The following is a 24,470-nucleotide window of genomic DNA, read 5'->3' as shown; positions in this document are numbered from 1 at the left end:
CGGCTGACCGGGCGGGTACCGCTGCCCCAGACTGTTGCCCACCACCCGCCCGCCACCGACGCACCGGCCGAACGGTTCTCCCCGGCACCGCATGCCCAGGCACCGAACTCCCGAAGGAAGGCACCCGCCCATGACGCCCCCCGCCCCACCCTCCAGACTGCCCTCGCTCACCGGCATGCGGTTCCTGGCCGCCGCGATGGTCTTCGCGGTGCACGGTGCCGCCGCCGGCGCCTTCCGCGACATCGGCGCGGCCGCCGACTACTTCCGCTTCTTCGGCAACGCGGGCGCCCTCGGGGTCTCCTTCTTCTTCGTCCTCAGCGGTTTCGTGCTGACCTGGTCGGCCCGGCCCACCGACACCACCACCGGGTTCTGGCGCCGACGACTGTTGAAGATCTTCCCCAACCACCTGGTCACCTTCGTCGTCGCACTGGTGCTCCTGGCCCTGATCGGCACCACGGTCGCCACCAAGCAGACCGTGGTCACCCTGTTCCTGCTGCACGCCTGGATGCCCGACAGCTCCTACGTCGAGGCCGCCAACAACGTCAGCTGGTCACTGTCGGTGGAGTTGCTCTTCTACCTGTCCTTCCCGCTGCTCATCAAGGCGGTCAACAAGATCCGGGCCAGCCGCCTGTGGTACGCCGCCGGGATCAGCGCCCTGCTGGTCGTCCTGATGCCGGTGATCGCCCAGCACCTGCTCCCGGGCACCCCCCACTACTCGTTCCTGCCGGTGTCCTGGACCCAGATCTGGTTCGTCTACGTCTTCCCGGCCGTCCGCCTCCTGGAGTTCCTGCTCGGCATGATCATGGCCCGGATCCTGCTCACCGGCCGCTGGATCAACCTGCCGATCGTCCCGGCCGCCGTCCTCACGGTCGTCGCCTACCTGGTCCCGATCTACGTCGACCACAACCCGCTGTTCAACTACGCGGCCTTCACCATCGTCCCGCTGGCCCTGCTGATACCGGCCGCCGCCGCAGCCGACGTCCAAGGCCGCCGCACCCTGGTCAGCACCCGGCCCATGGTGTGGCTGGGGGAGATCTCGTTCGCCTTCTACCTCGTCCACTACCTGGTCCTGAAGTTCGGCCACCGGGCCTTCGGCTCCCAACCCAACATCTTCGGCCAGCCCTCCGGACCCGCCTGGAGCACCCCGGTCGCCCTCGCCTTCCTCGTGGGCTGCTTCGCCGTCTCCGTCGTCGCGGCCTGGGCGCTGTACGCAGGCGTCGAACGCCCGGCCATGCGCCGCTGGTCCCGGCCCAAGAACCGCCGCCCGCGGCAGGACGAACCGCAACCCCACGGCGTCCCCGCCGACGCCCGCTGAACCACCACCACCCCGCCCTCCGAGAGGACCCCCCATGTCCGCACAGCAGCCCCTGCGCCTGGCCGTCATCATCGGCAGTGTCCGCGACGGCCGGTTCGGCCCCACCGTCACCGAGTGGTTCACCCGGCTCGCCGCCCAGCGCCCCGACCTGGACGTCGACGTCATCGACCTGGCCGACGTCCCCCTGAGCACCACCGGCCCGACCCGCGAACCCTCGCCCGAGATGACCGCGGTCCTCGCCACCACCCGCCCCCGGCTCGCCCGGGCCGACGCCTTCGTGGTCGTCACCCCCGAGTACAACCACAGCTTCCCCGCCGCCCTGAAGAACGCCATCGACTGGCACCTGGTCGAATGGCAGGCCAAGCCCGTCGGCTTCGTCTCCTACGGCGGCATCGCCGGCGGCCTGCGCGCCGTCGAACAGCTCCGCCAGGTCTTCGCCGAACTCCACGCCGTCACCGTCCGCGACACGGTCAGCTTCCACGGCGGCGTCGCCGCCTTCGACGACCAGGGCCAGCCCAAGGAGCCCGAGGGGTGCGAGACCGCCGCCAAGGCCCTGCTGGACCAGCTCACCTGGTGGGCCCACGCGCTGCGCCGGGCACGCGCCGAGCGTCCCTACGGCGCGTGACCGCGATGCCCATGAAGTACGACGTCCTGGGCAGGACCGGGCTACGAGTCTCCGAACTCGCCCTGGGCGCCGGCACGTTCGGCGTCGACGACTGGGGCGCCTCCACGGAGGTCGCCGCCGAACTCATCGACACCTACGCCCAGGCCGGCGGCAACTTCCTCGACACCGGCAACGTCTACGGCGGCGGACGCTCCGAGGAATGCCTGGGCACCGTCCTGGCCGGCGGCCGCCGCGACCACTTCGTGCTGGCCACCAAGTACAACGCCATGACCAGGCCGGGCGACGTCAACTCCGCCGGCAACCACCGCAAGAACCTCGTCGCCTCCCTGGAAGCCAGCCTGCGCCGCCTGCGCACCGACCGCATCGACCTGCTCTGGCTGCACGCCCGGGACGCCCTCACCCCCGTCGAGGAGGTGATGCGCGCCCTCGACGACCAGATCCGCGCCGGAAAGGTCCTCTACGTCGGCGCCTCCAACTGGCCCGCCTGGGAGGTCTCCCGCGCCAACATGCTCGCCGACCTGCGCGGCTGGTCCGCCTTCGCCGGCCTCCAGGCCCGCTACAACCTGCTGGACCGCACCCCCGAGCGGGACCTGCTCCCCATGGCCGCGGCCTGCGACGTCACCGTCTTCGCCTGGGGCGCACTGGCCGAGGGGCGACTGACCGGCAAGTACCTGAGGGGCGAGCGCGGCCGGCTGTCCGTGGAGAACTGGGCCGGCGACCGCGACGACGACACCGCCCTGGTCCGCGAGGTCGTCCGCATCGCCGACGAAGGGGGCTGGACGCCCGCGCAGGTCGCCCTCGCCTGGCTGCGCACCCGCCCCCACCCGGTCCTCCCGATCCTCGGCGCCACCCGCCCCGAACAGCTCCACGACACCCTCGCCAGCCTGGACGTGACCCTGGACCGCGCACACCTCACGCGCCTGGACGACCTCAGCGCCCCCACGCTGGGCTTCCCCCGCGACCTGATGCGCCATCCCAAATACACCCGCGGCGCCTACGGAGACCGCTGGCAGGACATCGAACGGCGCCGGGCCCCGGCCCGTACCGTGACCGACGTCCTGTAACCCCCCAGCCCCCACCGGGCCGGGACCGGGCCCGTCCCGCGCCCCGTCCGGTCCGGGCCCGCCCGCCCAAGGAGAGCCACCAGATGACTCCCACCCGCGCCGCCGGCCCCAGCAGAAGGCAGCCGCCCCGCACCCCCACAGGAGGCACCACCCGATGAAACTCCTCGTCACCGGCGGTGCCGGCTTCATCGGCTCGCACTTCGTCCGGATGCTCCTCGGTGACCGCTTCGCAGGTTGGGAAGGCGCCCGCGTCACCGTCCTGGACAACCTCACCTACGCCGGCAACCGCGCCAACCTGCCCCCCTCCCACCCGCGCCTGGAGTTCGTCCGGGGCGACATCTGCGACACCGACCTGCTGTGCGAGCTGCTCCCCGGCCACGACGCCGTGGTCCACTTCGCCGCCGAATCCCACGTGGACCGCTCGATCTCGGGCCCGGCCGACTTCTTCCGCACCAACGTCCTGGGCACCCAGTCCGTGATGGAGGCCGCCCTGCGCTGCGGCACCGAACGGGTCGTCCACGTCTCCACCGACGAGGTCTACGGCTCCATCGAGGACGGTGCCTGGACCGAGGACTACCCGCTGCTGCCCAACACCCCCTACGCCGCCTCCAAGGCCGGCTCCGACCTGGTGGTCCGCTCCTACTGGCGCACCCACGGCATCGACGTGTCGCTCACCCGTTGTTCCAACAACTACGGCCCCTACCAACACCCCGAAAAGCTCATCCCGCTCTTCGTCACCCACCTCCTCCAGGGCCAGCCCGTACCCCTCTACGGCAACGGCCACAACGTGCGCGAATGGCTGCACGTCGAGGACCACTGCCGCGCCATCGGCCTGGTCCTCAACAAGGGCGGGGCGGGGGAGACCTACAACGTCGGCGGCGGCAACGAACGCACCAACCTCGACATCACCCAGGCCCTCCTCGACCTGTGCGGCGCCGACTGGTCCCAGGTACGGCGGGTCCCCGACCGCAAGGGCCACGACCTGCGCTACGCCCTGGACGACAGCAAGATCCGCCGGGAACTGGGCTACGCGCCACGGATCGATTTCGACCGGGGACTGGCCGACACGGTCGCCTGGTACCGGGACAACGCCGACTGGTGGCAGGACACCGACACCCCGGTGTCGCGGTGAGCGAGGAAGTGACCATCCGCGTCCGGACATCAAGGAGACCAAGTGGACACCCGCGACGCTAAGGCGCTGCTGCTGGACGACGTACGCACGTACCACCGCCAGACCCAGGCCGACCAGCGATTCGTCCCCGGCCAGACCGAGATCTGGCCCTCCGGCGCCGTCCTCGACGAAGACGACCGGGTCGCCCTCGTCGAGGCGGCACTGGACCTGCGCATCGCCGCGGGACGCAGCGCCCGCAAGTTCGAATCCGCCTTCGCCCGGACCCTCAAGCGCCGCAAGGCCCACCTGACCAACTCGGGATCCTCGGCCAACCTCCTGGCCCTCTCCGCGCTGACCTCGCACCTCCTGGAGGACCGGCGACTGCGTCCGGGCGACGAGGTCATCACCGTGGCCGCGGGGTTCCCGACCACCGTCAACCCCATCCTGCAAAACGGACTGGTCCCCGTCTTCGTCGACGTCGAACTGGGCACCTACAACACCACCGCCGACCGCGTCGCCCAGGCCATCGGGCCCCGCACCAGGGCGATCATCATCGCGCACGCCCTCGGCAACCCCTTCGAGGTCGCCGAAATGGCCCAACTCGCCGAGGAACACGACCTGTTCCTGATCGAGGACAACTGCGACGCGGTCGGCTCCACCTACGACGGCCGACTCACCGGCACCTTCGGCGACCTGGCCACCGTCAGCTTCTACCCCGCCCACCACCTCACGATGGGCGAGGGCGGCTGCGTCCTGACCTCCAACCTCGCCCTGGCCCGCATCGTGGAATCGATGCGCGACTGGGGCCGGGACTGCTGGTGCGAGCCCGGCGAGAACGACAAGTGCCTCAAGCGCTTCACGTACCAGATGGGCGACCTGCCGGCCGGCTACGACCACAAGTACATCTTCTCCCACGTGGGCTACAACCTGAAGGCGACCGACCTCCAGGCCGCCCTGGGCCTGACCCAGTTGGCCAAGCTGGAGGAGTTCGGCGCCGCCCGCCGCCGCAACTGGCGGCGCCTGCGCGAGGGCCTGGACGACGTGCCCCACCTGCTGCTCCCCGAGGCCACTCCGCGCAGCGACCCCAGCTGGTTCGGCTTCGTGCTCACCATCGACCCCGACGCCCCCTTCCGGCGCGCCGAACTCGTCGACTTCCTCGAAGGCCGCAAGATCGGCACCCGCCGCCTGTTCGCCGGCAACCTCACCCGGCACCCCGCCTACATCGGCCAACCACAGCGCGTGGTGGGGGAGTTGACCAACAGCGACCTGATCACCGAGCACACCTTCTGGATCGGCGTGTACCCGGCGCTGACCGACGAGATGCTCGACTACGTGATCGACTCGATCCGGGAATTCGTCAAGACGCACAGCTGACGGACCCCGCCGGGCCGACGGCGAACGCGCACCCCCGTCCCCCCGCACCACCTCCCGCCCGCCCCGCCGGTGGCTCAGGACCTCGCGTGACGGCGCGGCCAGCACGCATCCCGGGGTGACGCCGCGCCGCGCCGCGAGCCCCGCACGACACGCTCCCCGGCCCAGGCCGAGGGCCCCCTTCGAGAGGTTCCGATGGACATAGTGGGAAACGGGTTCCTCGCCCGCCACCTGACACCCCTGGCCGAGCGCCACCCCGACACGGTGGTGCTGGCCGCCGGCGTCTCCTGGGCCAGTCACACCTCGGACGCCGACTTCGCCCGCGAGGCCGCCCTGCTGCGCGAAGTCGCCGCGGAATGCCGGGCCACCGCACGTCGCCTGCTGTTCTTCTCCACCGCGTCCACCGGGATGTACGGCACCGCGGACGGCCCCGGGCACGAGGACCTCACCATCACGCCGTGCACCCCCTACGGCGCCCACAAGATCGCCATGGAGCGCCACCTGCGCGCCTCGGGCACCGACTTCCTGGCGCTGCGCCTGGGCCATCTGGTCGGCCCCGGACAGCCGCCCCACCAACTCCTGCCCACCCTGCTGCGCCAACTCCACCTGGGCTCCGTGGCCGTCCACAAGGACGCCACCCGCGACCTGATCGACGTCGACGACGTCATCGCCATCGTCGACCACCTGCTGACCCGCGGCGCGAGCCGGCAGATCGTCAACGTGGCCTCCGGCGTCGCGGTGCCCGTCGACCGCATCATCGACCACCTTGAGGAGCGCACCGGGCTGCACGCCACCCGCAGCTACGTCGACGTCGGCGGCCACCACACCATCTCCATCACCAAGCTCCGCACCCTCGTCCCCGAGGTCGCCGCCATGGGGTTCGGCCCCGACTACTACCGAGGCGTCCTCGACGACTTCCTGGCCGCCGCCACCCCGGCAACCCCCTGATCCCGCCCCGGGTCCGTCCCGACCGACAGGAACTCCCGCCGGAGTTCGGAAAGTTGGATCATGCCATCCCACGCCGACGCCTCCCACGCCGCGCCGCCCACGGTGCGGCCCCGCGCCGACGCCACGACCGCCGAACGGTTCGCCCGCTCCGCGGCCGCCCTCGAACCCACCGCTCCCGCCGCCCCCGGAACCCCCGACGTCCCCGCCTGGCTCGGCCGGCGACGACGCGCCCACGACTTCCGCGTCGAACGGATCCCGCTGGCCGACCTGGAGGGCTGGACGTTCGCCCCCACCACCGGCAACCTCGGCCACCACAGCGGCAAGTTCTTCACCGTCGAGGGGCTGGACGTCACCGCCGTCGACGACGAGGGCCACCACCACTGGCAGCAGCCCATCATCCGCCAGCCCGAAGTCGGCATCCTCGGCATCCTGGTCAAGGAGTTCGACGGCGTCCTGCACTTCCTGATGCAGGCCAAGATGGAGCCGGGCAACCCCAACCTGGTGCAGCTCTCGCCCACCGTCCAGGCCACCCGCAGCAACTACACCCGGGCCCACCGCGGCGCCGCGGTGAAGTACATCGAGTACTTCACCCGCCCCGGCCGCGGCCGGGTGCTCGCCGACGTCCTCCAGTCCGAACACGGTTCCTGGTTCTTCCGCAAGAGCAACCGCAACATGATCGTGGAGGCCGACGGCGACGTCCCCCTCCTGGAGGACTTCCGCTGGCTGACCCTCGGTCAGATCGCCGGCCTCCTGCATCAGGACAACATCGTCAACATGGACGCCCGCACCGTCCTGTCCTGCATCCCCCTGCCCGACGCCCACGGCCGGGCCCACCTCTCGGACACCGACCTGCTGTCGTGGTTCACCGAGGAACGCGCCCGCCACACCGTCAGCGCCACCCGCATCCCCCTGGCCGACGTCAGCGGCTGGAAGCGCGGCCCCTACGTCGTCGAGCACGAGGAGGGCCGCTACTTCAAGGCCGTCGGGGTGTCGGTGCGGGCCGGGAACCGTGAGGTCACCGGCTGGACCCAACCCCTCTTCGAACCGGTCGAACCCGGCGTCGTCGCGTTCCTGACCCGCACCTTCGACGGCGTCCCGCACGTCCTGGCCCACGCCCGCGTCGAAGGCGGCTTCCTGGACGCCGTCGAACTCGGCCCCACCGTCCAGTACACCCCCGCCAACTACGCGCACCTACCGGCCCGCCGCCGGCCCCCCTTCCTCCAGCACGTCCTGACCGCGCCCCCCGAGGCCGTGCGCTACCAGGCCGTCCACTCCGAGGAGGGTGGCCGCTTCCTCAACGCCGAGAGCCGCTACCTGATCGTCGAAGCCGACCAGACCACCGCCCCGCTCACCCCGCCGGCCGGCTACCAGTGGGTCACCCCCGGCCAACTCACCTCACTGGTCCGCCACGGCCACTACGTCAACGTCCAGGCCCGCACCCTCCTGGCCTGTCTCGGCGCGATGCGGCCGGCCCGATGACCCGCCCGCTGCGCCTCGGCGTCCTGGGCCTGGCCTCCATCGCCCGCCGCCGCATGCTGCCCGCCATGGCCGCCTGCCCCGACGTGCGGATCACCGCCCTGGCCAGCCGGGACGTGTCCGCCGCCGAGCAGGCCGCCGCCCAGTACGGCTGCCAGGCGGCCCCCGACTACACCGCGCTGCTGGCCAGGCCGGACGTCGACGCCGTCTACGTCCCGCTGCCCGCCGCCCTGCACGCCACCTGGACCCGGGCCGCCCTCGACGCCGGCAAACACGTGCTGGCGGAGAAGCCCACCACCACCAACGCCGCCGAAACCCGCGCACTGCTGTCCCTGGCCCGCTCCCGGGGCCTGGTCCTGGCGGAGAACGTCATGTTCCTCCACCACGCCCAACACGCCACCGTCCAACGCCTCGTCCGCGACGGCGCGATCGGCGAACTCCGTTCGTTCACAGCCCAGTTCAGCATTCCCGGGCTGCCCGACGACGACATCCGGCACCGCCCCGAACTGGGCGGCGGCGCACTGGCCGACGTCGGCGTCTACCCGCTGCGCGCCGCCCTGCACCTGCTCGGCGCGGACCTCGACGTGGTCGGCGCCGCCCTCACCCACGGCGCCGGCCGCCAGGTGGAGACCGCCGGCGGCGTCCTCCTGCAGAGCGCCACGGGCGTCACCGCGCACCTCACCTTCGGCCTGGACCACGCCTACCGCTCCTGGTACGAGCTGTGCGGCAGCACCGGGCGCCTCGTCGTCGACCACGCCTTCACACCGCCGGCCGACCACGCCCCCGTCCTCCGCATCGAACGCGGCACGGGGAGCGAAGAGCTGCACCTTGCGCCCGACGACCAGGTCACCAACACCCTGACCGCCTTCGCCGCGGCCGTCCGCACGCCCAGGCAGCGCCCCGCACCGGACCCGATGGTGCTGCGCCAGGCGGAACTGCTGGACGCCGTCCGCGACCGCGCCGTCGTCCACCACGCCCGGCCCGCCACCGCGCACGACGCGGCCCGCCACCCGGCGTGAGACCGCACCCGCGCCCACCGACCCCACCCCGTCAGGAGCCCGTGATGACCGCGACCCTTCCGTGGATCCCCGAGGACATGGACCGCAACACCGCCAGCGCCGCCCGCGCCTACGACTACCTCCTGGGCGGCACCCACCACTTCCCCGCCGACCGCGAACTGGGCGACCAGGTCCTGTCGGTGCTGCCGGCCAACGTCATGGCCCGACAGAACCGGGACTACCTCCAGCGCGTGATGGGCTTCCTGCTGGCCGCCGGCATCCGCCAGTTCATCGACCTCGGTTCCGGCCTGCCGGTCATGGGCAACGTCCACGAGATCGCCCGACAGGCCGATCCGCACGCCCGCGTCGTCTACGTCGACAACGAACCGGCCACCGTCGCCCACAGCGCGCTGCTCCTGCGCGACGAGGAACGCACCGCCATGGTCGCCGCCGACATCCGTGACCCCGAGGCCGTCCTGGAGGCCGAGGCCACCACCCGGCTCATCGACTTCTCCCAGCCCGTCGGCTTCCTCATGCTCGGCGTCACCCAGTTCCTGCCGGACGACGCACAGCTGTGGGAGATCACCGCCCGCTACCGCGACGCCCTGCCCGCCGGCAGCCACCTCGCCCTGTCCTGCTTCACCTGGGACAACGACGCCGACACCATGCGCCGCACGATCGAGATGTTCGAGAACAGCGGGCGCGCCCCGATCGTGCCCCGCACCGGCGCCGAAGTCACCCGCCTGCTGGGCGACTTCGAACTCCTCGACCCCGGGCTGGTCTTCACGCCCCAGTGGCGCCCCGACGCCACCTCCGGCGACGCCGACGAGCGCTCCAACCTCTACGCCGCCGTCGCCCGCAAGCCCTGACCCACCCGGGTCAGGCGCCCTCGCCGTGGGCGGTCTCCACCATGTCCGTGGCGATCGCCAACAGCGCCGTGCGCTTGACCTCCGGATCCCCCTCGAAGTGCCCCAGCGCGAACGTCCCGAAGTGCAGGGTGAACAGCGCGCCCATGCACCGCAACTGCTCGGTCAGCGGAGTGTCGGGATCGGTGAGCATCTCGCCGATGGCCGTCATCTGCTGGTTGAACTCCTGACCGACCTTCAAGTCCCGCAGCGTCGCCTCGTTCTCCCGCATGAACCGGAACAACGGGACCGTGGCGTCCATCGCCGCCCCGTACCGGCGCAGCAGCTCCTTCTTCGTCTCCAACGTCGGCGGCTGCTGCCGCCCCCAGGCGATGAGGTCGTCCACCGGACGCCCCAGGTCCTCGAAGATGCTCTGGAGGATGTCCTCCTTGGACCTGAAGTGGTAGTAGATCGCGGGCTTGGTGACCCCCAGGACCTCCGCGATCTCCCGCAGCGAGGTCTTCTCGTAGCCGTGCCGCACGAACAGCTCCAGCGCCACTTCCTGGATGCGCTTGCGGGTGTCCCCCCGGTCCTTCCTGGCGCCACTGCCGGCCACGGTCGTCACTCCTCGATCTCCTCGCACCCACGGGCGAAAGCCGCCCCTCCGGCGGCCACTTGCGCTCCACCGGAGGGCAGGCGGCCAGGCCCGAGTCTACGTCCGACCACCCGCACCGCCGCCGGCGGTGACCCCGCACGACCATGTGAAAGGAACGCGATGCGCGTTGTGTTCTCGGTGTCCAACTGGCCCGGGCACTGGTTCTCCATGGTGCCCCTGGGCTGGGCCCTGCAAGCCGCCGGTCACGAGGTCAAGGTCCTGTGCACCCCCTGCCAGACGGAACCGCTGACCCACGCCGGACTGCTCGCGGTACCCGTCCTGGAGGCGATGGACATGACCGTGCGGGGCCGGCTGCACAACTACCGCAAGGCGCGCGCGGGCACCTGGGCCTTCACCGGCCTGCCCCCGCACCCCCTGACCGGCGAACAGCTCACCTCCCTCGACGCGTTCGACATGGACACCTGGTCCAAGGAGAACCACGACTGGGCCGTCGGTGTCACCGCCCGCAGCTGCGACGCGGCCGTGGACTTCGCCCGCTGGTGGCGGCCCGAACTGGTCGTGAACGACCTGATGAGCCTGGAAGGCCCCCTGGTCGGACGGGCCCTGAACGTCCCTGCGCTGCTCCACCTGTGGGGACCGATGGGCCCCCAGGACCCGGTCCCCGGCGCCCCGCCCGGCGCCAGCTTCGTCCCCATGGACCCCAGCGACGCCTTCTCCCGGCACCACGCGGGTCGGATGGGACCGGACGTCTACGAGCACGTCATCGACCCCTCACCCACCACCGCCCGCCCACCGCTGGACGCCCACCGCATCCCCGTGCGCCACGTCCCCTACAACGGCCCCGGCGCCGTTCCGCCCTCCCTGACCGGCCACCACGGCACCAAGCCGCGCGTCTGCGTGGTGTGGGGGACCTCCGTCAGCGGCGTGTACGGACCGGCCTCCTTCGCCGTGCCGCGCATCCTCGAAGCCCTCGCCGACCTGGACGTCGAGGTCCTGCTGACCCTCACCGGCGCCGACCGCGCCCGCATCACGCAGGCCGGCCCGCTCCCACCCGGCGTGCGCCTGTTGGAACGCACCCCCCTGCACCTGCTGCTCCCGGCCTGCGACGCGGTGATCCACCACGGCGGTGCCGGCTGCACGATGACCGCCCTGGCCGCCGGCACGCCGCAGCTCGCGATCCACGCCGGATCCGACCAGGAAGTGATCGCCGAGCGGCTCGCCGGCGTCCGCGCCGCCCAGTCCCTGCCCAACGCGCACGCCGACCCCGAGGCCATCCGGACCGCCGTCCGCCGCCTCCTGGACGACCCCGTCCACCGCGACACCGCCACGCGACTGCGCCGGGAGATGACGGACCTGCCCACCCCGGCGGAACGCGTCGACACCCTCACCGCCCTCGCGCGCTGACGTCCACGCCGGCAGCCGGGACCCACCCGTCCCGCCGGCCGAGCCCGCCCCGACCACCCGCCCCGCCCGCCCGGGGCCCGGCCCCGCCCGCGCCGGAGCAGCCCCAAGGAGAACCCGATGCGCGTCCTGGTGATGACCACCCCCGACCCCAGTCACCTGCCACCCCTGGTCCCCGTGGCGTGGGCCCTGCGCGCCGCCGGCCACGACGTCCTCGTCCTCGGCCAACCCGACAGCGCCGAGTCGGCCCGCACCGCCGGACTGAACTTCGTGAGCCTGGGCGACTGGTTCCGCACGGAGGAACTGGTGCTGCGCGCCCTGGCCCCCGGCAAGCGCCCCCTGGAGTCCCGCCCCCGCGCCGACCCCCGGATGAAGGGCGGCTTCGGCGGCGTGTGGATCGAGCACGCCAAGGACATGGCCGGCACCTACCTCGACTTCGCCCGCGCCCACCGCCCGGACCTGATCCTCTCCGACCCGCTCAACTACAGCGCCCTGATCGCCGGCGGGGTCCTGGGCGTCCCGGCCGTCCACCACCGCTGGGGCGTCGATCCGATCGGCACCCCCCGCCTGCCGGCCGCCCGCCAGGAGCTCCAGGCGACGTGCCAGGCCCTGGGGCTCGACGCCCTGCCCGACCCCGCCGCCGTCCTCGACCCCTGCCCCACCGCCCTCCAACTGCCCGAACTCACCGGCCAAACCCCCCTGCGCTACGTGCCGTTCAACGGCAGCGGCACCGTCCCCGACTGGCTCCGCGCCGAGTGGGGCCGGCCCCGCACCGGCCCGCACCGCGTGGTGGTCTCACTGGGCCGGCGCACCCTCGCCTACCACGGCGTCCCCTTCACCCGGACCCTCCTGCACGCACTGGGCGAGCTGCCCGACGTCGAACTGCTCGCCACCGTCGGCGCCGAGCACCGCCAGCAGATCGGCCCGGTGCCCGACGCCGTCCGCATGGTCGACCCCTTCCCGCTCCATCTCGCCCTCGACTCCTGCGACGCGATCGTCACCCATGGCGGCTCCGCCACCACCATGACCGCCGCCCTGCACGGACTGCCCCAACTCGCCCTGCCCCAGATGGCGGACTGCTTCGCCCACGGCGACCGCCTGGCCGCCACCGGCGCCGGCCTCACCCTGGACACCGTCGCCGCCCAGGACGACCCCGACCGGCTCCGCCGGTCCCTGACCCGCCTGCTCACCGACCGCCAGCACGCCGAGGCGGCCGCCGCACTGCGCCAGGACATGGAGCGGATGCCCACCCCCGGCCAGACCGTCGGCACCCTCGAACGGCTCGCCGGACACCGCACCCGTTGACCCGCCCCACGCCGCACACCCCGAGCACCCCGGACCGAAAGGCACGACCGTGACGAACGCCAGCACGCAGTGGACCTTCCACGAGGACCAGTTCTGGATGCGGGGCGAACTGCCCCCGGGCAGGGTCTGCTACGACGAGAAGAAGGGACTGTGGAACGTCTACGGATACGCCGAGTGCCTCCAGGTCCTGGGCGACGCGGAGACCTTCTCCTCCGACCTGAGCATCCTGGCCCCCGAAGGCAAACGGCAGATCTTCCCCGGCAACCTCACCACGATGGACCCGCCCGAGCACACCAAGATGCGCAAGATCGTCAGTGGGGTGTTCACCCGCGGCGTGGTCGCCGCCCTCGAACCCCGCATCAAGGCGATCACCCACGAACTGCTCGACCAGGTCGAGCCCGGCGACGCCTTCGACCTCGTCGAGGTCCTCGCGCACCCGCTGCCCGTCATCGTCATCGCCGAACTGCTGGGCATCCCCGCCGGCGACCGCCACGTGTTCCGCGAGTGGGTCAGCAAACTGCTGGAGAACAACCAGAGCTTCTCCACCGGCGAGGACACCGAGGAACTGCGCAAGCAGCGCGAAGAGACCTTCGTGCAGATCAACAACCTCTCCACCTACCTGCGCGAACACGTCGAGCAGCGCATCGCCGAGCCCCGCGACGACCTCCTCACCAAGCTCGTCCAGGCCGAGGTCGACGGCGAACGCCTCTCCACCGCCGAGATCGTCAACTTCGCCTTCGTCCTCCTGGTGGCCGGCCACATCACCACCACCATGCTGCTGGGCAACACCATCCTGTGCCTGGACGCCCACCCGACGGCGCTGAAGAGCGTCCGCACGGACCGCAGCCGCATCCCCGCGGCCATCGAGGAGTCCCTGCGCCTGTTCGCCCCGCTGGCGGCCCTGCGCCGGGTCACCCGCAAGCCCGCCCGGATCGGCGACGTCGAGATCCCCGAGCTCCAGGTCGTCATGGTCTGGACGGCCGCCGCCAGCCGCGACCTCGACCAGTTCCGCGACCCGAACACCTTCGACCTGGACCGCGGCAACAACCCGCACCTGTCCTTCGGCCGCGGCTCCCACTTCTGCATGGGCGCCCCCCTGGCCCGCCTGGAGGGCCTCCTCGCCCTGGACATCCTCTTCGACCGCTTCCCGGCACTGCGCTGCGATCCCGACCAGGCACCCGTCTTCATGCCCGGCGCCAACGTGATGGGTGTGGAGTCCCTGCACCTGCTCACCTGACCCGACCGGCCACCGGAGCCCACCCGTCCCGCGGCGTCCCGAAGGAACACCCCACATGAAGCTGCTCTTTGTCGCCGGGCCCACGCCCTCCAACATCTTCGCCCTCGCCCCCCTGGCCACCGCCGCCCGCAACGCCGGCCACCAGGTGTTCATGTCCGCCCCCAAGGAACTCACCGCGGTGGTCACCGGCGTCGGGCTGCCCGCCATCGCGGCCACCACCACCGACCTGACCGCGATCAAGGCCACCCGCCGCTCCGGCGAACCCGAACACGTCCCCGATGACGTCGACCACCCCGACTTCATCCAGTACACCGGCCGTTGGTTCGGACGCCTGGCCGCGCACAGCCTCGTCCGGCTGCGCGAGGTGGTGGCCGCCTGGCGCCCCGACGCCCTCGTCGGCGGCCCGCACGCCTACGCCGCGGCCCTCCTGGCCCACGAGTACGACGTCCCCTGGATACGCCACTCCTGGACGGCCCTGGACACCGTCGGCATCCACACCGGCAGCGAAGGCGAACTCACGCCCGAACTGGCCGAGTTGGGTCTGGGCCGGTTGGTCCTCCCCGACCTGCTCGTCGACAACTGCCCGCCGGCCATCCGCCCCGCCGACGCCGCCCCCGCCCAGCAGATCCGCTGGACCCCCCTCAACACCCAACGCCCCCTCGAACCGTGGATGTACACCCGTCCCGCCCGGCGCCGGGTCTGCGTGACCGGCGGCAGCATGGCCACCACCAGCAACAACTTCGACCTGATCCGCAGCGTGGTGCAACGCCTGACCGCACTCGACGCCGAGATCGTCATCCCCGCCCCGGCGGAGGTCGCCGACGCACTCCACGCCCAGTTCCCACAGGTCAGGGCCGGCTGGATCCCCTTGGACGTCCTCATGCCGACCTGCGACCTCATCGTCCACCACGCCGGCGGGCTGACCGGACTGACCGCCTCCCTCGCCGGCGTCCCCCAACTCCTCCTGCCCCAGGAGGCCAAGGTCCACGAGGCCGCCCGCCTGGTCGCCGACTACGGCGCCGCCCGCAGCCTGCTGCCCCACGAAGCGGACCCGGACAGCGTCGGCAAGGCCCTCGACGCACTCCTGGACGACCCCGCGTACACGGACCGCTCCCACGACCTGGGCCGTGAGATCGCCGCCATGCCCAGCCCGGCCGAGGTCGTCGCCGTACTGGAGGACCTCGCCGCCCGCTGAACCCGCGCGCCCGGGGCCGGGGGAGCGGACACCGCCCCCGGCCCACCCCACCCCAGGCACCCACCCGTGAAGAAGGACCGATGAGAATCCTGTTCGTCACCGGCGGCGGGCCGGCCACCGTCTTCGCCCTGGCACCACTGGCCACCGCCGCCCGCGGCGCCGGCCACGAGGTGTTCATGGCCGGCAACGCCGATCTGCTGCCCGCCATCACCGCCTCGGCGCTCCCGGCGATCCCCACCACGGACCTGCCCGTCCAGCACTTCACCACCCAGGACCGCGCGGGCCGCCCGGTCGACTCCCCGCTGGGCAAGACCCTCGCCGAACAGGGCCACTTCACCGGCCGCTGGTTCGGCCGCCTGGCCGCCGCGAGCCTCCCCGCGCTGCGGCAGTTCGGCCGGCACCGGCGCCCGGACCTGATCGTGGGCGGCACCACCACCTACGCCGCCGCCCTCCTCGCCGCCGAACTCGGCGTCCCCTACGTGCGGCAAGCCTGGGACGCCATCGACGCCCAGCACATCCACCCCGGTGCCGACGAGGAACTCCAGCCGGAACTAGCCGAGTTGGGGCGCGACCGGCTCCCCGAACCGGACCTGTTCCTCGACGTCTGCCCACCCAGCCTCCGCCCTCGCCACGCCGCCCCCGCCAGACCCCTGCGGTTCGTCCTGGGAAACCAACACCGCCCCCTCGAACCGTGGATGTACACCCGCACCGACCGCCCCCGCATCTGCCTGACCGCCGGCAGCCAGGTCACCCGCGACGCCCGGCACCGCCTCTACGAGTTCCTCACCCGCGCCCTCGCCGAAGTCGCCCCGCTGGGCGCCGAGGTCCTCGTCGCGGCCCCCGAAGCCCTCGCCCCCGACCTCCGCGCCAGCCACCCCGACGTGCACGCCGGCTGGGTCCCCCTGGACGTCGTCGCCCCCACCTGCGACCTGCTCGTCCACCACGGCGGCGGCGTGACCAGCCTGACCGGCATGTGTGCCGGCACCCCCCAAGTCATCGTGCCGGGTGCCGAGATGCTCGCCGGTGCCGCCCGCGCCCTGGCCGAGTACGGCGCCGCCCTGACCCTGCCCACCGGCGACGACACCCCCGAGGCCCTCGGCCGGGCCTGCCGGCGGATGCTGGCCGACGACGCCCCGCGCCGGCGCGCCCAGGCCCTGCGCGAGGAGATCCAGGCCATGCCCACGCCCGCCGCCACCGTCCGGGTGCTGGAGGACCTGACGCGCCGGTAGGGCGTGTCCGAGAGGCCACGGCCGGGGCCGCGGCCACCCGACACTGCCTTGACCTTCCCCTGACACCGACTGACCTTCCCCTGACACCGGCCTGAAGGTCCCTGACACCGGCCGCAAAGTTCCCTGAAATCAACGCCGTTGACCCCGTACGCCCCCGAAGATAGATTTCCTAGGGTTCGCGGTATTCCCCGCTCGTCGCCGAATACCGCACCGCGCAGTGCCCAGGCACCGCGCCCGGCCGGCCGCGGCGGACGCCCATCCCGCCCCCGGCCCCCACCCCGCGCACCCCGCCACGGCACCACCACGCCACCCGCAGCGCGGACCCGGGGCCGTACACCGCATGCATCAGGGCCCGAAGCCCCCATCCCGCAATCCGGAGGGACACCTTGCAAGCGCGCAAGCTCGCCGTGCACGGCGCATTCGAATTCACCTCGCAGACGTTCTCCGACGACCGCGGGGTCTTCGTCGCGCCCTTCCAACAGCAGGCATTCCAGGCCGCCAAGGGCGGACCGCTGTTCTCCGTCGCCCAGAGCAACCACAGCGTCTCCCGACGCGGCGTCGTCCGCGGCATCCACTACACCGCCGCACCACCCGGCGCCGCCAAGTACGTCTACTGCGCCAGCGGCCGGTCCCTGGACATCGTCGTCGACATCCGCCGCGGCTCACCGACGTACGGCACCTGGGACGCCGTCCTCCTGGACCAGACCGGCTTCCGCTCGGTGTACCTGCCGGTCGGCGTCGGACACGCCTTCGTCGCCCTCACCGACCACACCGTCATGGCCTACCTCACCTCCGCCCCCTACGTCGCCGAACAGGAACTGGCCCTCTCCCCCCTCGACCCGGCACTGGCCCTGCCCCTGCCCGACGACATCGACCCGATCCTCTCCGAACGGGACGGCGCAGCCCTCACCCTCGCCCAGGCCGCCGACCGCGGCCTGCTCCCCGACTTCGCGCGCTGCCAGGAGCTCGAAGCCCGCCTCGGCACCGCCGCCCAGGCACCGCACGACCTGACCGGGACCCGGGCATGAAGGGCATCCTGCTGGCCGGCGGCAGCGGAACCCGCCTGCGGCCCCTGACCAGCGTGGTCTCCAAGCAGATCCTGCCCGTCTACAACAAACCGATGGTCTACTACCCCCTGTCGGTCCTCATGCTCGCCGGCATCCGGGAGATCCTGGTCATCTCCTCGCCCGCCCACACGGAGAGCTTCCGCACCCTGCTCGGCGACGGCTCCGACCTCGGCCTGACACTGGACTACGCCGAACAGAAGGAACCCAACGGCATCGCCGAAGCCTTCCTGATCGGCGCCGACCACATCGGCACCGACGACGTGGCCCTCATCCTGGGCGACAACATCTTCCACGGCCACGGCTTCTCCGAACTGCTGCGCACCACCACCACCCGCCTCGACGGCTGCGCCCTGTTCGGCTACCCGGTGAAGGACCCCTGGCGCTACGGCGTCGCCGAACTCGACGCCGACCGGCGCCTGACCGCCCTCGCCGAGAAGCCCCGCGAACCCCGCTCCAACATCGCCGTCACCGGCCTGTACATGTACGACCACACCGTCGTCCCGCTCGCCCAGGACCTCATCCCCTCCGACCGCGGCGAGTTGGAGATCACCGACATCAACAAGGCGTACCTGGAGCAGGGCCGCGCCCACCTCGCCGAACTGGGGCGCGGCTTCGTCTGGCTCGACATGGGCACCCACGACTCGCTCCTGGAAGCCGGCCAGTACGTGCAGATGCTGGAACAGCGCCAGGGCATCCGCATCGGCTGCGTCGAGGAAGTCGCCTACCTCAAGGGCTACATCACCGCCGAACAGTGCCACCGGCTGGGCCGGGAACGGGCCGGCACCGAGTACGGGGACTACCTGGTCAACCTCGCCGAAGAAGGCGGGGCACTGTCCCGCACCGTCGGCGCCGGCCACCTCCCCCGCACCGCCTGACCACCCCGGGCACCCCACCGCCACCGCACTCCCGCCCCTTCCTCTCCCACCCTCCGGAGGTCCCATGCAGAACCGCTCACCGGCCCCGCCCCCGGACCCCGACGCCCCCGGCGTCGTCGTCCTGGGCGGCAGCGGCTGCATCGGACGGCACGTCTGCGCGGCCTTCGCCCGGCACGGCTACCGCGTCACCGTCGTGGCCCGCACCCCCGCCCCGCACGTCGCCGCACACGCCTTCCAGTCCCTGGACCTGCTCACCGCTCCCGCCGACGCCCTGACCCGGCTCCTGACCGACACCGGCGCGCAGGCCGTGGTCAACGCCACCGACATGGCCGGCGCCACCGACGTCACCAGCGCCGCCGACGGCGGCGAACAGCGCGCCGCGGAACTGCTGGCCGCCAACGCCGGCCTGGCCCGCACCCTGACCCAGGCCCTCCAGCGGTGCCCGAAGCCGCCCCGCCTGGTCCACCTCGGCACCATCCACGAGTACGGCCCAGGCCAGCGCGGCGTCCCCCTCGACGAGGACCTCACCCCCCGCCCGACCAACGCCTACGCCCGCGCCAAACTCGCCGGCTCACAAGCCGTCCTGGCCGCCGCCAACACCGGGGTCGTCGACGCCGCCGTGCTCCGCCTGGTCAACACCGTCGGCCCCTACCCGACACCGGCCAGCTTCCCCGGCAAGCTCCTGCCCCGGATGCGCGCCGCGGCCCTCGGCGGCGAACCCCTCACCGTCGACGTCGCCGCCGCCGTGCGCGACTGGGTCGACGTCCGCGACGTCGCCGAAGCCGCCGTCCAGGCCGCCAGGCGCCCCCTGCCCCAACGGGTCTTCAACATCGGCAGCGGCGTCGCCGTCCCCATGCGGGAACTGGTCACCCACCTCCTGGTCGCCGCCGGCCTGCCCCTCACCGCCCTCAACGACGACCACGGTCCCGTCCGCAGCCTGGGCGCCGACTGGGTCCAGGCCGACATCCGCCGCGCCCGCACCCTCCTGCACTGGCAACCCCGCATCCCCCTCCACCAGACCTGCAAGGACCTGTGGGACGCCGGCCGGACCAGCCGCTGACCCCGCCGGCACCCGCACCCAGCGCCCTCCACGAAAGGACCACCATGACCGACTCCCCCTACAAGGACCCGCGCGTCGTCCCGCACGAGTCCGAGCAGGAACGCGACTCCCGGCTGCGCCTGACCGAACTCCTCGCCCAGACCCCCATCCCGCCCGAGTACCTGATCGACAACCTCCCCGTGTACCTGCGCCGCCCCCAACTCGCCGACCTCCTGGCGATGGACGCCCTCTACCGCAAGATCGTCGACGTGCCCGGCGTCATCATGGAGTTCGGCGTCCTGCACGGCCGCCACCTCGCCGCCTTCACGGCCCTGCGCAGCATCTACGAGCCCTACAACTCGCTGCGCCGCGTCATCGGCTTCGACACCTTCACCGGCTTCCCCGACATCGCCGACGTCGACCGCGCCACCCCCAGCGCCGTCGAAGGCCGCTTCGCCGTCCCCGCCGACGAGGTCGACCACCTGCGCGCCGTCCTGGCCGCACACGAAGCCAACGAACCCTACGGCCACACCCAGCGCAGCTTCGTCGTCCAGGGCGACGTCCGCAAGACCGTCCCCCAGTACCTGGCCGAGAACCCCGAGACGATCGTGGCCCTCGCCTACATCGACCTCGACCTGTACGAACCCTCCCTGGAGACCCTGCACGCGATCCGCCCGCACCTGGCCAAGGGCAGCATCATCGCCTTCGACGAACTCGCCCACCCCAAGTGGCCCGGCGAGACCAAGGCACTCACCGAGTTCCTGGACCTGGGCAGCGTCACGCTCCACCAGCTGCCGCACCGCGAGTCCCCGATCATCTACCTGGTCTGGGGCGAGGACTAGACCCCGCCCCCGCACCCCGCGTCCCACATCCACCCCGCGTCCCGCCGGACCCCCGACCGGTCGCCCGTCGCCGGCCGAGCTCGACTTGGAGAACCCATGCCCATCGACACCTGCCGCGCCTGCGGCAACAGCGAACTGCTGCCCGTGCTGGACCTGGGCCCGCAGGCCCTCACCGGCGTCTTCCCCCGCAGCCGGGAGGAGCACGTCCCGCAGGTCCCCCTGGAGCTCGTCAAGTGCTCACCCGCCGGCTGCGGCCTGGTCCAGCTGCGCCACACCGCCGACTTCTCCCTGATGTACGGCGAGGGCTACGGCTACCGCTCCGGCATCCGCGAATTCATGATCAACCACCTGCACGGCAAGGTCGCCCAACTCACCGAGCTGGTCCGGCCCGCCGCCGGGGACCTCGTCCTCGACATCGGCAGCAACGACGCCACCCTCCTGCGCGGCTACGCGAGCGGCCCCACCCTGGTCGGCATCGACCCCACCGGCGAGAAGTTCCGCTCCTACTACCCGGCCCACATCGACCTGATCCCGGACTTCTTCTCCCGCCGGCTGTTCCAGGAGCACTTCGGCACCCGCCGCGCCAAGATCGTCACCTCCGTCGCCATGTTCTACGACCTGCCGCGGCCGCTGGAGTTCATGCAGGACGTCCACGACATCCTCGACGACGACGGCGTGTGGCTGATGGAACAGAGCTACCTGCCGGCGATGCTGGAGGCCACCGCCTACGACGTGGTCTGCCACGAACACCTGGAGTACTACGCGCTCCAGCAGATCGAATGGATGGCGCACCGCGTCGGCCTGAAGGTCATCCGCGCCGAACTCACCGCCGTCTACGGCGGCAGCATCAGCATCACCCTCGCCCGCCGCGACAGCCGGCACCGCGTGGAGGAGGCCGCCCTGGCCCGCATCCGGGCCCGCGAGGTGGAACTGGGCCTCGCCACCATGGCCCCGTTCGAGGCGTTCGCCAAGCGTTCCCACGCCGCCCGCGACCAACTGCGGGACTTCCTCGACCAGTCCCGCAAGGACGGCAAGCTCACCCTGGGCTACGGCGCCTCCACCAAGGGCAACGTCATCCTCCAGTTCTGCGGCCTCACCGAGGCGGACCTGCCCTGCATCGGCGAGGTCAGCCCGGAGAAGGCCGGTGCCTTCACCCCCGGCACCACCATCCCCATCGTCTCCGAGGAACAGGCCAAGTCCCACCGGCCCGACCAACTGCTGGTCCTGCCGTGGATCTACCGCGAGGGATTCCTGGAGCGCGAGGCCGACTACATGGCCGGCGGTGGCCAACTCGTCTTCCCCCTCCCGGAGTTGACCGTCGTGCCCGGCCGCGGAAAGTAACCCCGCCGCCCCAGGACGGGCCGCCGGCCGGACACCGTCGGCCCGAGGCCGGGGTCCTTCGCGGCGCCCCCGCCCCGGCCCGGGGCGGCACCACCCCACCCCTTCACCACTGCCCGGCAGGCGAGGTCGACGCCGTTCCCCCTTCGGACGCACGGCGTCCACCCGGCCTGCCCGCAGGAGTTCCACGCCTCTCCCGGCAACCCCACCGGGGGCATCCACGGAGGAATCCCGATGATCATCCTGGGCTACAACGGCTTCTCCCAGGTCGCCGACCTCTTCGCCCGGCTCTACGGCCACGCCCCCGACGGCGTCGACCGCCACAACCTCATCGGCCACGACGCGGCCGCCGCCCTGATCATCGACGGCGAACTGGTCGCCGCCGTCGAGGAAGAACGCCTCAACCGCAACAAGAAGACCAGCGCCTTCCCCCTCAACGCCATCCGCTGGTGCCTGGCACAGGCCGGCCTGGACTACGACGACGTCGACCACTTCGCCTTCGGCTGGAACCACGACAACACCTACGCCGACACCACCGTCACCGCCGTCGCAGGCGCCCCCCTGACCGCCGAGGAGAAACTCACCGTTCTCACCACCTTCGGCGAGCTCTACCTCGGAGCGCTGGGCCGTACCGCACTCATCGAGGACTTCACCCGCCACACCGGCTACGCCCTCCCCGACCACAAGCTGGTCACCGTCCCCCACCACCGCGCCCACCTGGCCTGCGGCCGCACCTTCGCCGGCCTGAGCGAAGCCGCCTTCCTCATCAACGACGGCCAGGCCGAACGCGACAGCGCCATCATGGGCGAGATCCGCAACGGCAAGGTCGAGGTCTTCGACCGCTTCACCATCGACTTCGGCAACTCCCTCGCCCAACTCTTCGGGGAGATCACCCGCTACCTCGGCTTCGTCCCCAACAACGACGAGTACAAGGTGATGGGCCTGGCCGGCTTCGGCACGCCCCCCGCACCCGAGGACAACCCCCTGCTCGGCAACGTCGTCACCCTCGAAGACGACGGGCGCTACGCGCTGGCCCTGGCCCACGACCGACGCGGCCCCCGCGCCTACGCCGAACTGCTCGACAAGCTCTTCGACGGCCACGACGGCAACCGCGAAACCTTCGAGTTCCGCGTCCGTCTGGCCACCGCGGCCCAACAGTTGGTCGAGGTCGTCACCGCCCACCAACTGCGCGCCCTGGCCGCCGCCACCGACCTGCGCGACCTGATCTTCGAAGGCGGCCTGGCCCTCAACTGCGTCAACAACACCAAACTCCTCGAAGAGCTGCCGTTCGACCGCATCGAAGTCAGCTTCGGCGCCAGCGACCCCGGCGTCTCCATCGGCGCCGCCGCCCACGTCGCCCAGTCCCACGCCGCACCGCTGACCCACACCTCCCCCTACCTCGGCCCGGAATACGACACCGAGCAGATCCGCACCGCGCTGGAGGCCCGCGCCTCCGCCGTGACGTGGGAAGAGCTCCCCACCGAGCGGATCGTGGAGCGGACCGCCGAACTGCTCTCCGGCAAGACCGTCATCGGCTGGTTCCAGGGCCGCACCGAATACGGCCCGCGGGCACTGGGCAACCGCAGCATCCTCGCCAACCCGTCCTACCCGGACATGAAGGACATCATCAACAACCGGGTCAAGCACCGCGAGCCCTTCCGCCCCTTCGCACCCCTGGTCCTCGAAGAGGACGCCCCGACCGTCTTCGACCTGGGCAAGAAGCACCGCTCGCCCTACATGACCTTCGTCTTCCCGGTCCGCCCCGCCTACCGGGAGAAGATCGCCGCCGCCACCCACGTCGACGCCACCTCGCGCATCCAGACCCTCACCGACGAGAGCAACCCCCTCTTGGCCCGTCTGCTGCGCGCCTTCACCGCCCGCACCGGCGTGCCGTGCCTGATCAACACCTCCTTCAACGTCGCCGGCGAACCCGTCGTCTGCGCCCCCGAGGACGCCGTCGCGTGCTTCCTGGGCACCGACATCGACCACCTGGTCATCGGCAACTTCCTGGTCACCAAGCGCTGACCCCACCCAACGGCCCGCCACCCCGGCGGGCCGTTTTTTCTCTGTCCGCCTCCTGGACCCGGCCTGGGAACACGCCCGGCGCGCCCCCGCACTCAACCGGACGCCCCCGCCGACCGACGGTGCCGCGCGACGACCCCTGTACACCCGTGCGGCGGTGCGCGATTCTTATGCGTCTGCATCAAGTGGCCGATTGTCGCCGGTAGTTCGACAGGTGCTGTTCCGCGTCCCGAGGAGGATGACGTGCCGCTGCTCACCACGGTGGACACCCTGTCCCGCGCCCGCGCCGCCCGCTGCCCCGCACGGCAGGCCCGGCGCGGCGGCGACGACGACCCGTCACGCCCGGATCGTGCGTGACAGGTGCGGACGGCCTGATGCCTCGCGAGTCCCGCCTTGAGGAAGGACCAGTTGCATGCGTCGTGTGGTCTGTCTTCCGTCGACGGTGGAAAAAGGCGCTGCGGCCCTGCCCGCACTGACCTCCGACGGCCTCTTGGCGCAGCTCTCCCGAAGAGTCCACGCGCCAGCCAACTCGGCTACGAAAAAAGATACTT

The 24,470-nt window shown here is 71.8% G+C and carries 21 protein-coding genes; 20 read left to right on the top strand and 1 reads right to left on the bottom strand.

Annotated features, from left to right (window positions below; all coding sequences use genetic code 11):
- Positions 1-130: 130 nt before the first annotated feature.
- From ACJ6WD_RS02520 to ACJ6WD_RS02480, 9 genes are all read left to right on the top strand, one after another.
- Positions 131-1,315: an acyltransferase gene (locus ACJ6WD_RS02520; protein WP_016574576.1), complete on the top strand. Its 1,185-nt coding sequence runs from the start codon at positions 131-133 to the stop codon at positions 1,313-1,315.
- Positions 1,316-1,349: 34 nt separating this feature from the next.
- Positions 1,350-1,940, top strand: coding sequence for an NADPH-dependent FMN reductase (locus ACJ6WD_RS02515; protein ID WP_016574577.1), 591 nt, complete (start codon positions 1,350-1,352; stop codon positions 1,938-1,940).
- A gap of 11 nt (positions 1,941-1,951) precedes the next feature.
- A complete protein-coding gene (locus tag ACJ6WD_RS02510) occupies positions 1,952-3,004 on the top strand; it encodes an aldo/keto reductase (protein WP_233656744.1) in 1,053 nt (350 codons plus the stop codon).
- Positions 3,005-3,158: 154 nt separating this feature from the next.
- Positions 3,159-4,136, top strand: a complete 978-nt coding sequence (rfbB, locus tag ACJ6WD_RS02505; protein WP_233656338.1) for a dTDP-glucose 4,6-dehydratase — start codon at positions 3,159-3,161, stop codon at positions 4,134-4,136.
- A gap of 42 nt (positions 4,137-4,178) precedes the next feature.
- Positions 4,179-5,489 carry a lipopolysaccharide biosynthesis protein RfbH gene (rfbH, locus tag ACJ6WD_RS02500; RefSeq protein WP_016576558.1) on the top strand — a complete coding sequence of 437 codons (1,311 nt, stop codon included), beginning with the start codon at positions 4,179-4,181 and terminating at the stop codon, positions 5,487-5,489.
- A 192-nt stretch (positions 5,490-5,681) separates the two neighbouring features.
- Entirely contained in the window at positions 5,682-6,434 is a 753-nt protein-coding gene (locus tag ACJ6WD_RS02495) for an NAD-dependent epimerase/dehydratase family protein (RefSeq protein ID WP_407615048.1), read from the top strand.
- A 60-nt stretch (positions 6,435-6,494) separates the two neighbouring features.
- On the top strand, positions 6,495-7,913 hold the full coding sequence (locus ACJ6WD_RS02490) for an NDP-hexose 2,3-dehydratase family protein (RefSeq protein ID WP_233656340.1): 1,419 nt from the start codon (positions 6,495-6,497) through the stop codon (positions 7,911-7,913).
- Positions 7,910-8,929 (top strand): Gfo/Idh/MocA family protein, encoded by a 1,020-nt coding sequence (locus ACJ6WD_RS02485; RefSeq protein WP_233656341.1) that lies wholly within the window; start codon positions 7,910-7,912, stop codon positions 8,927-8,929. The genes ACJ6WD_RS02490 and ACJ6WD_RS02485 overlap by 4 nt, the downstream gene beginning before the upstream one ends.
- Positions 8,930-8,973: 44 nt before the next feature.
- Positions 8,974-9,777 (top strand): SAM-dependent methyltransferase, encoded by an 804-nt coding sequence (locus tag ACJ6WD_RS02480; RefSeq protein WP_376553998.1) that lies wholly within the window; start codon positions 8,974-8,976, stop codon positions 9,775-9,777.
- A 10-nt stretch (positions 9,778-9,787) separates the two neighbouring features.
- On the opposite strand, the gene ACJ6WD_RS02475 is transcribed toward ACJ6WD_RS02480, so the two are convergent.
- Complete coding sequence (locus ACJ6WD_RS02475) at positions 9,788-10,378, bottom strand: TetR/AcrR family transcriptional regulator (protein WP_407615047.1); 591 nt, start codon at positions 10,376-10,378, stop codon at positions 9,788-9,790.
- Between the two features lie 150 nt (positions 10,379-10,528).
- Between ACJ6WD_RS02475 and ACJ6WD_RS02470 the strand changes: the two genes are divergently transcribed.
- The 11 genes from ACJ6WD_RS02470 (at position 10,529) to ACJ6WD_RS02420 (ending at position 23,922) form a co-directional block, all read left to right on the top strand.
- The gene (locus tag ACJ6WD_RS02470; RefSeq protein ID WP_233656344.1) at positions 10,529-11,773 is read left to right on the top strand and encodes a nucleotide disphospho-sugar-binding domain-containing protein; all 1,245 of its coding nucleotides are present in this window, start codon (positions 10,529-10,531) and stop codon (positions 11,771-11,773) included.
- Positions 11,774-11,890: 117 nt separating this feature from the next.
- Positions 11,891-13,075 (top strand): nucleotide disphospho-sugar-binding domain-containing protein, encoded by a 1,185-nt coding sequence (locus ACJ6WD_RS02465; protein ID WP_407615046.1) that lies wholly within the window; start codon positions 11,891-11,893, stop codon positions 13,073-13,075.
- Between the two features lie 49 nt (positions 13,076-13,124).
- Entirely contained in the window at positions 13,125-14,312 is a 1,188-nt protein-coding gene (locus tag ACJ6WD_RS02460; protein WP_275462006.1) for a cytochrome P450, read from the top strand.
- 55 nt (positions 14,313-14,367) lie between these two features.
- On the top strand, positions 14,368-15,507 hold the full coding sequence (locus ACJ6WD_RS02455; protein WP_407615045.1) for a nucleotide disphospho-sugar-binding domain-containing protein: 1,140 nt from the start codon (positions 14,368-14,370) through the stop codon (positions 15,505-15,507).
- A gap of 80 nt (positions 15,508-15,587) precedes the next feature.
- Positions 15,588-16,736, top strand: a complete 1,149-nt coding sequence (locus ACJ6WD_RS02450; RefSeq protein WP_407615044.1) for a nucleotide disphospho-sugar-binding domain-containing protein — start codon at positions 15,588-15,590, stop codon at positions 16,734-16,736.
- A 386-nt stretch (positions 16,737-17,122) separates the two neighbouring features.
- A complete protein-coding gene (locus ACJ6WD_RS02445) occupies positions 17,123-17,764 on the top strand; it encodes a dTDP-4-dehydrorhamnose 3,5-epimerase family protein (RefSeq protein WP_016576275.1) in 642 nt (213 codons plus the stop codon).
- Positions 17,761-18,678 (top strand): glucose-1-phosphate thymidylyltransferase RfbA, encoded by a 918-nt coding sequence (rfbA, locus tag ACJ6WD_RS02440; protein ID WP_233656348.1) that lies wholly within the window; start codon positions 17,761-17,763, stop codon positions 18,676-18,678. Before ACJ6WD_RS02445 ends, rfbA begins: the two co-directional genes overlap by 4 nt.
- A 64-nt stretch (positions 18,679-18,742) precedes the next feature.
- Positions 18,743-19,738, top strand: coding sequence for an NAD(P)-dependent oxidoreductase (locus ACJ6WD_RS02435; RefSeq protein ID WP_233656349.1), 996 nt, complete (start codon positions 18,743-18,745; stop codon positions 19,736-19,738).
- A gap of 44 nt (positions 19,739-19,782) precedes the next feature.
- Positions 19,783-20,559, top strand: coding sequence for a class I SAM-dependent methyltransferase (locus ACJ6WD_RS02430; protein WP_016578212.1), 777 nt, complete (start codon positions 19,783-19,785; stop codon positions 20,557-20,559).
- Positions 20,560-20,655: 96 nt separating this feature from the next.
- Positions 20,656-21,900 (top strand): class I SAM-dependent methyltransferase, encoded by a 1,245-nt coding sequence (locus ACJ6WD_RS02425; protein WP_331249699.1) that lies wholly within the window; start codon positions 20,656-20,658, stop codon positions 21,898-21,900.
- Positions 21,901-22,131: 231 nt separating this feature from the next.
- On the top strand, positions 22,132-23,922 hold the full coding sequence (locus tag ACJ6WD_RS02420; RefSeq protein ID WP_407615043.1) for a carbamoyltransferase: 1,791 nt from the start codon (positions 22,132-22,134) through the stop codon (positions 23,920-23,922).
- Positions 23,923-24,470 lie beyond the last annotated feature (548 nt).

Source organism: Streptomyces sp. VTCC 41912, from assembly GCF_045799175.1.
Classification (GTDB): Bacteria; Actinomycetota; Actinomycetes; order Streptomycetales; family Streptomycetaceae; genus Streptomyces; species Streptomyces albulus_C.
This window is presented reverse-complemented; position numbering and strand designations above follow the sequence as displayed.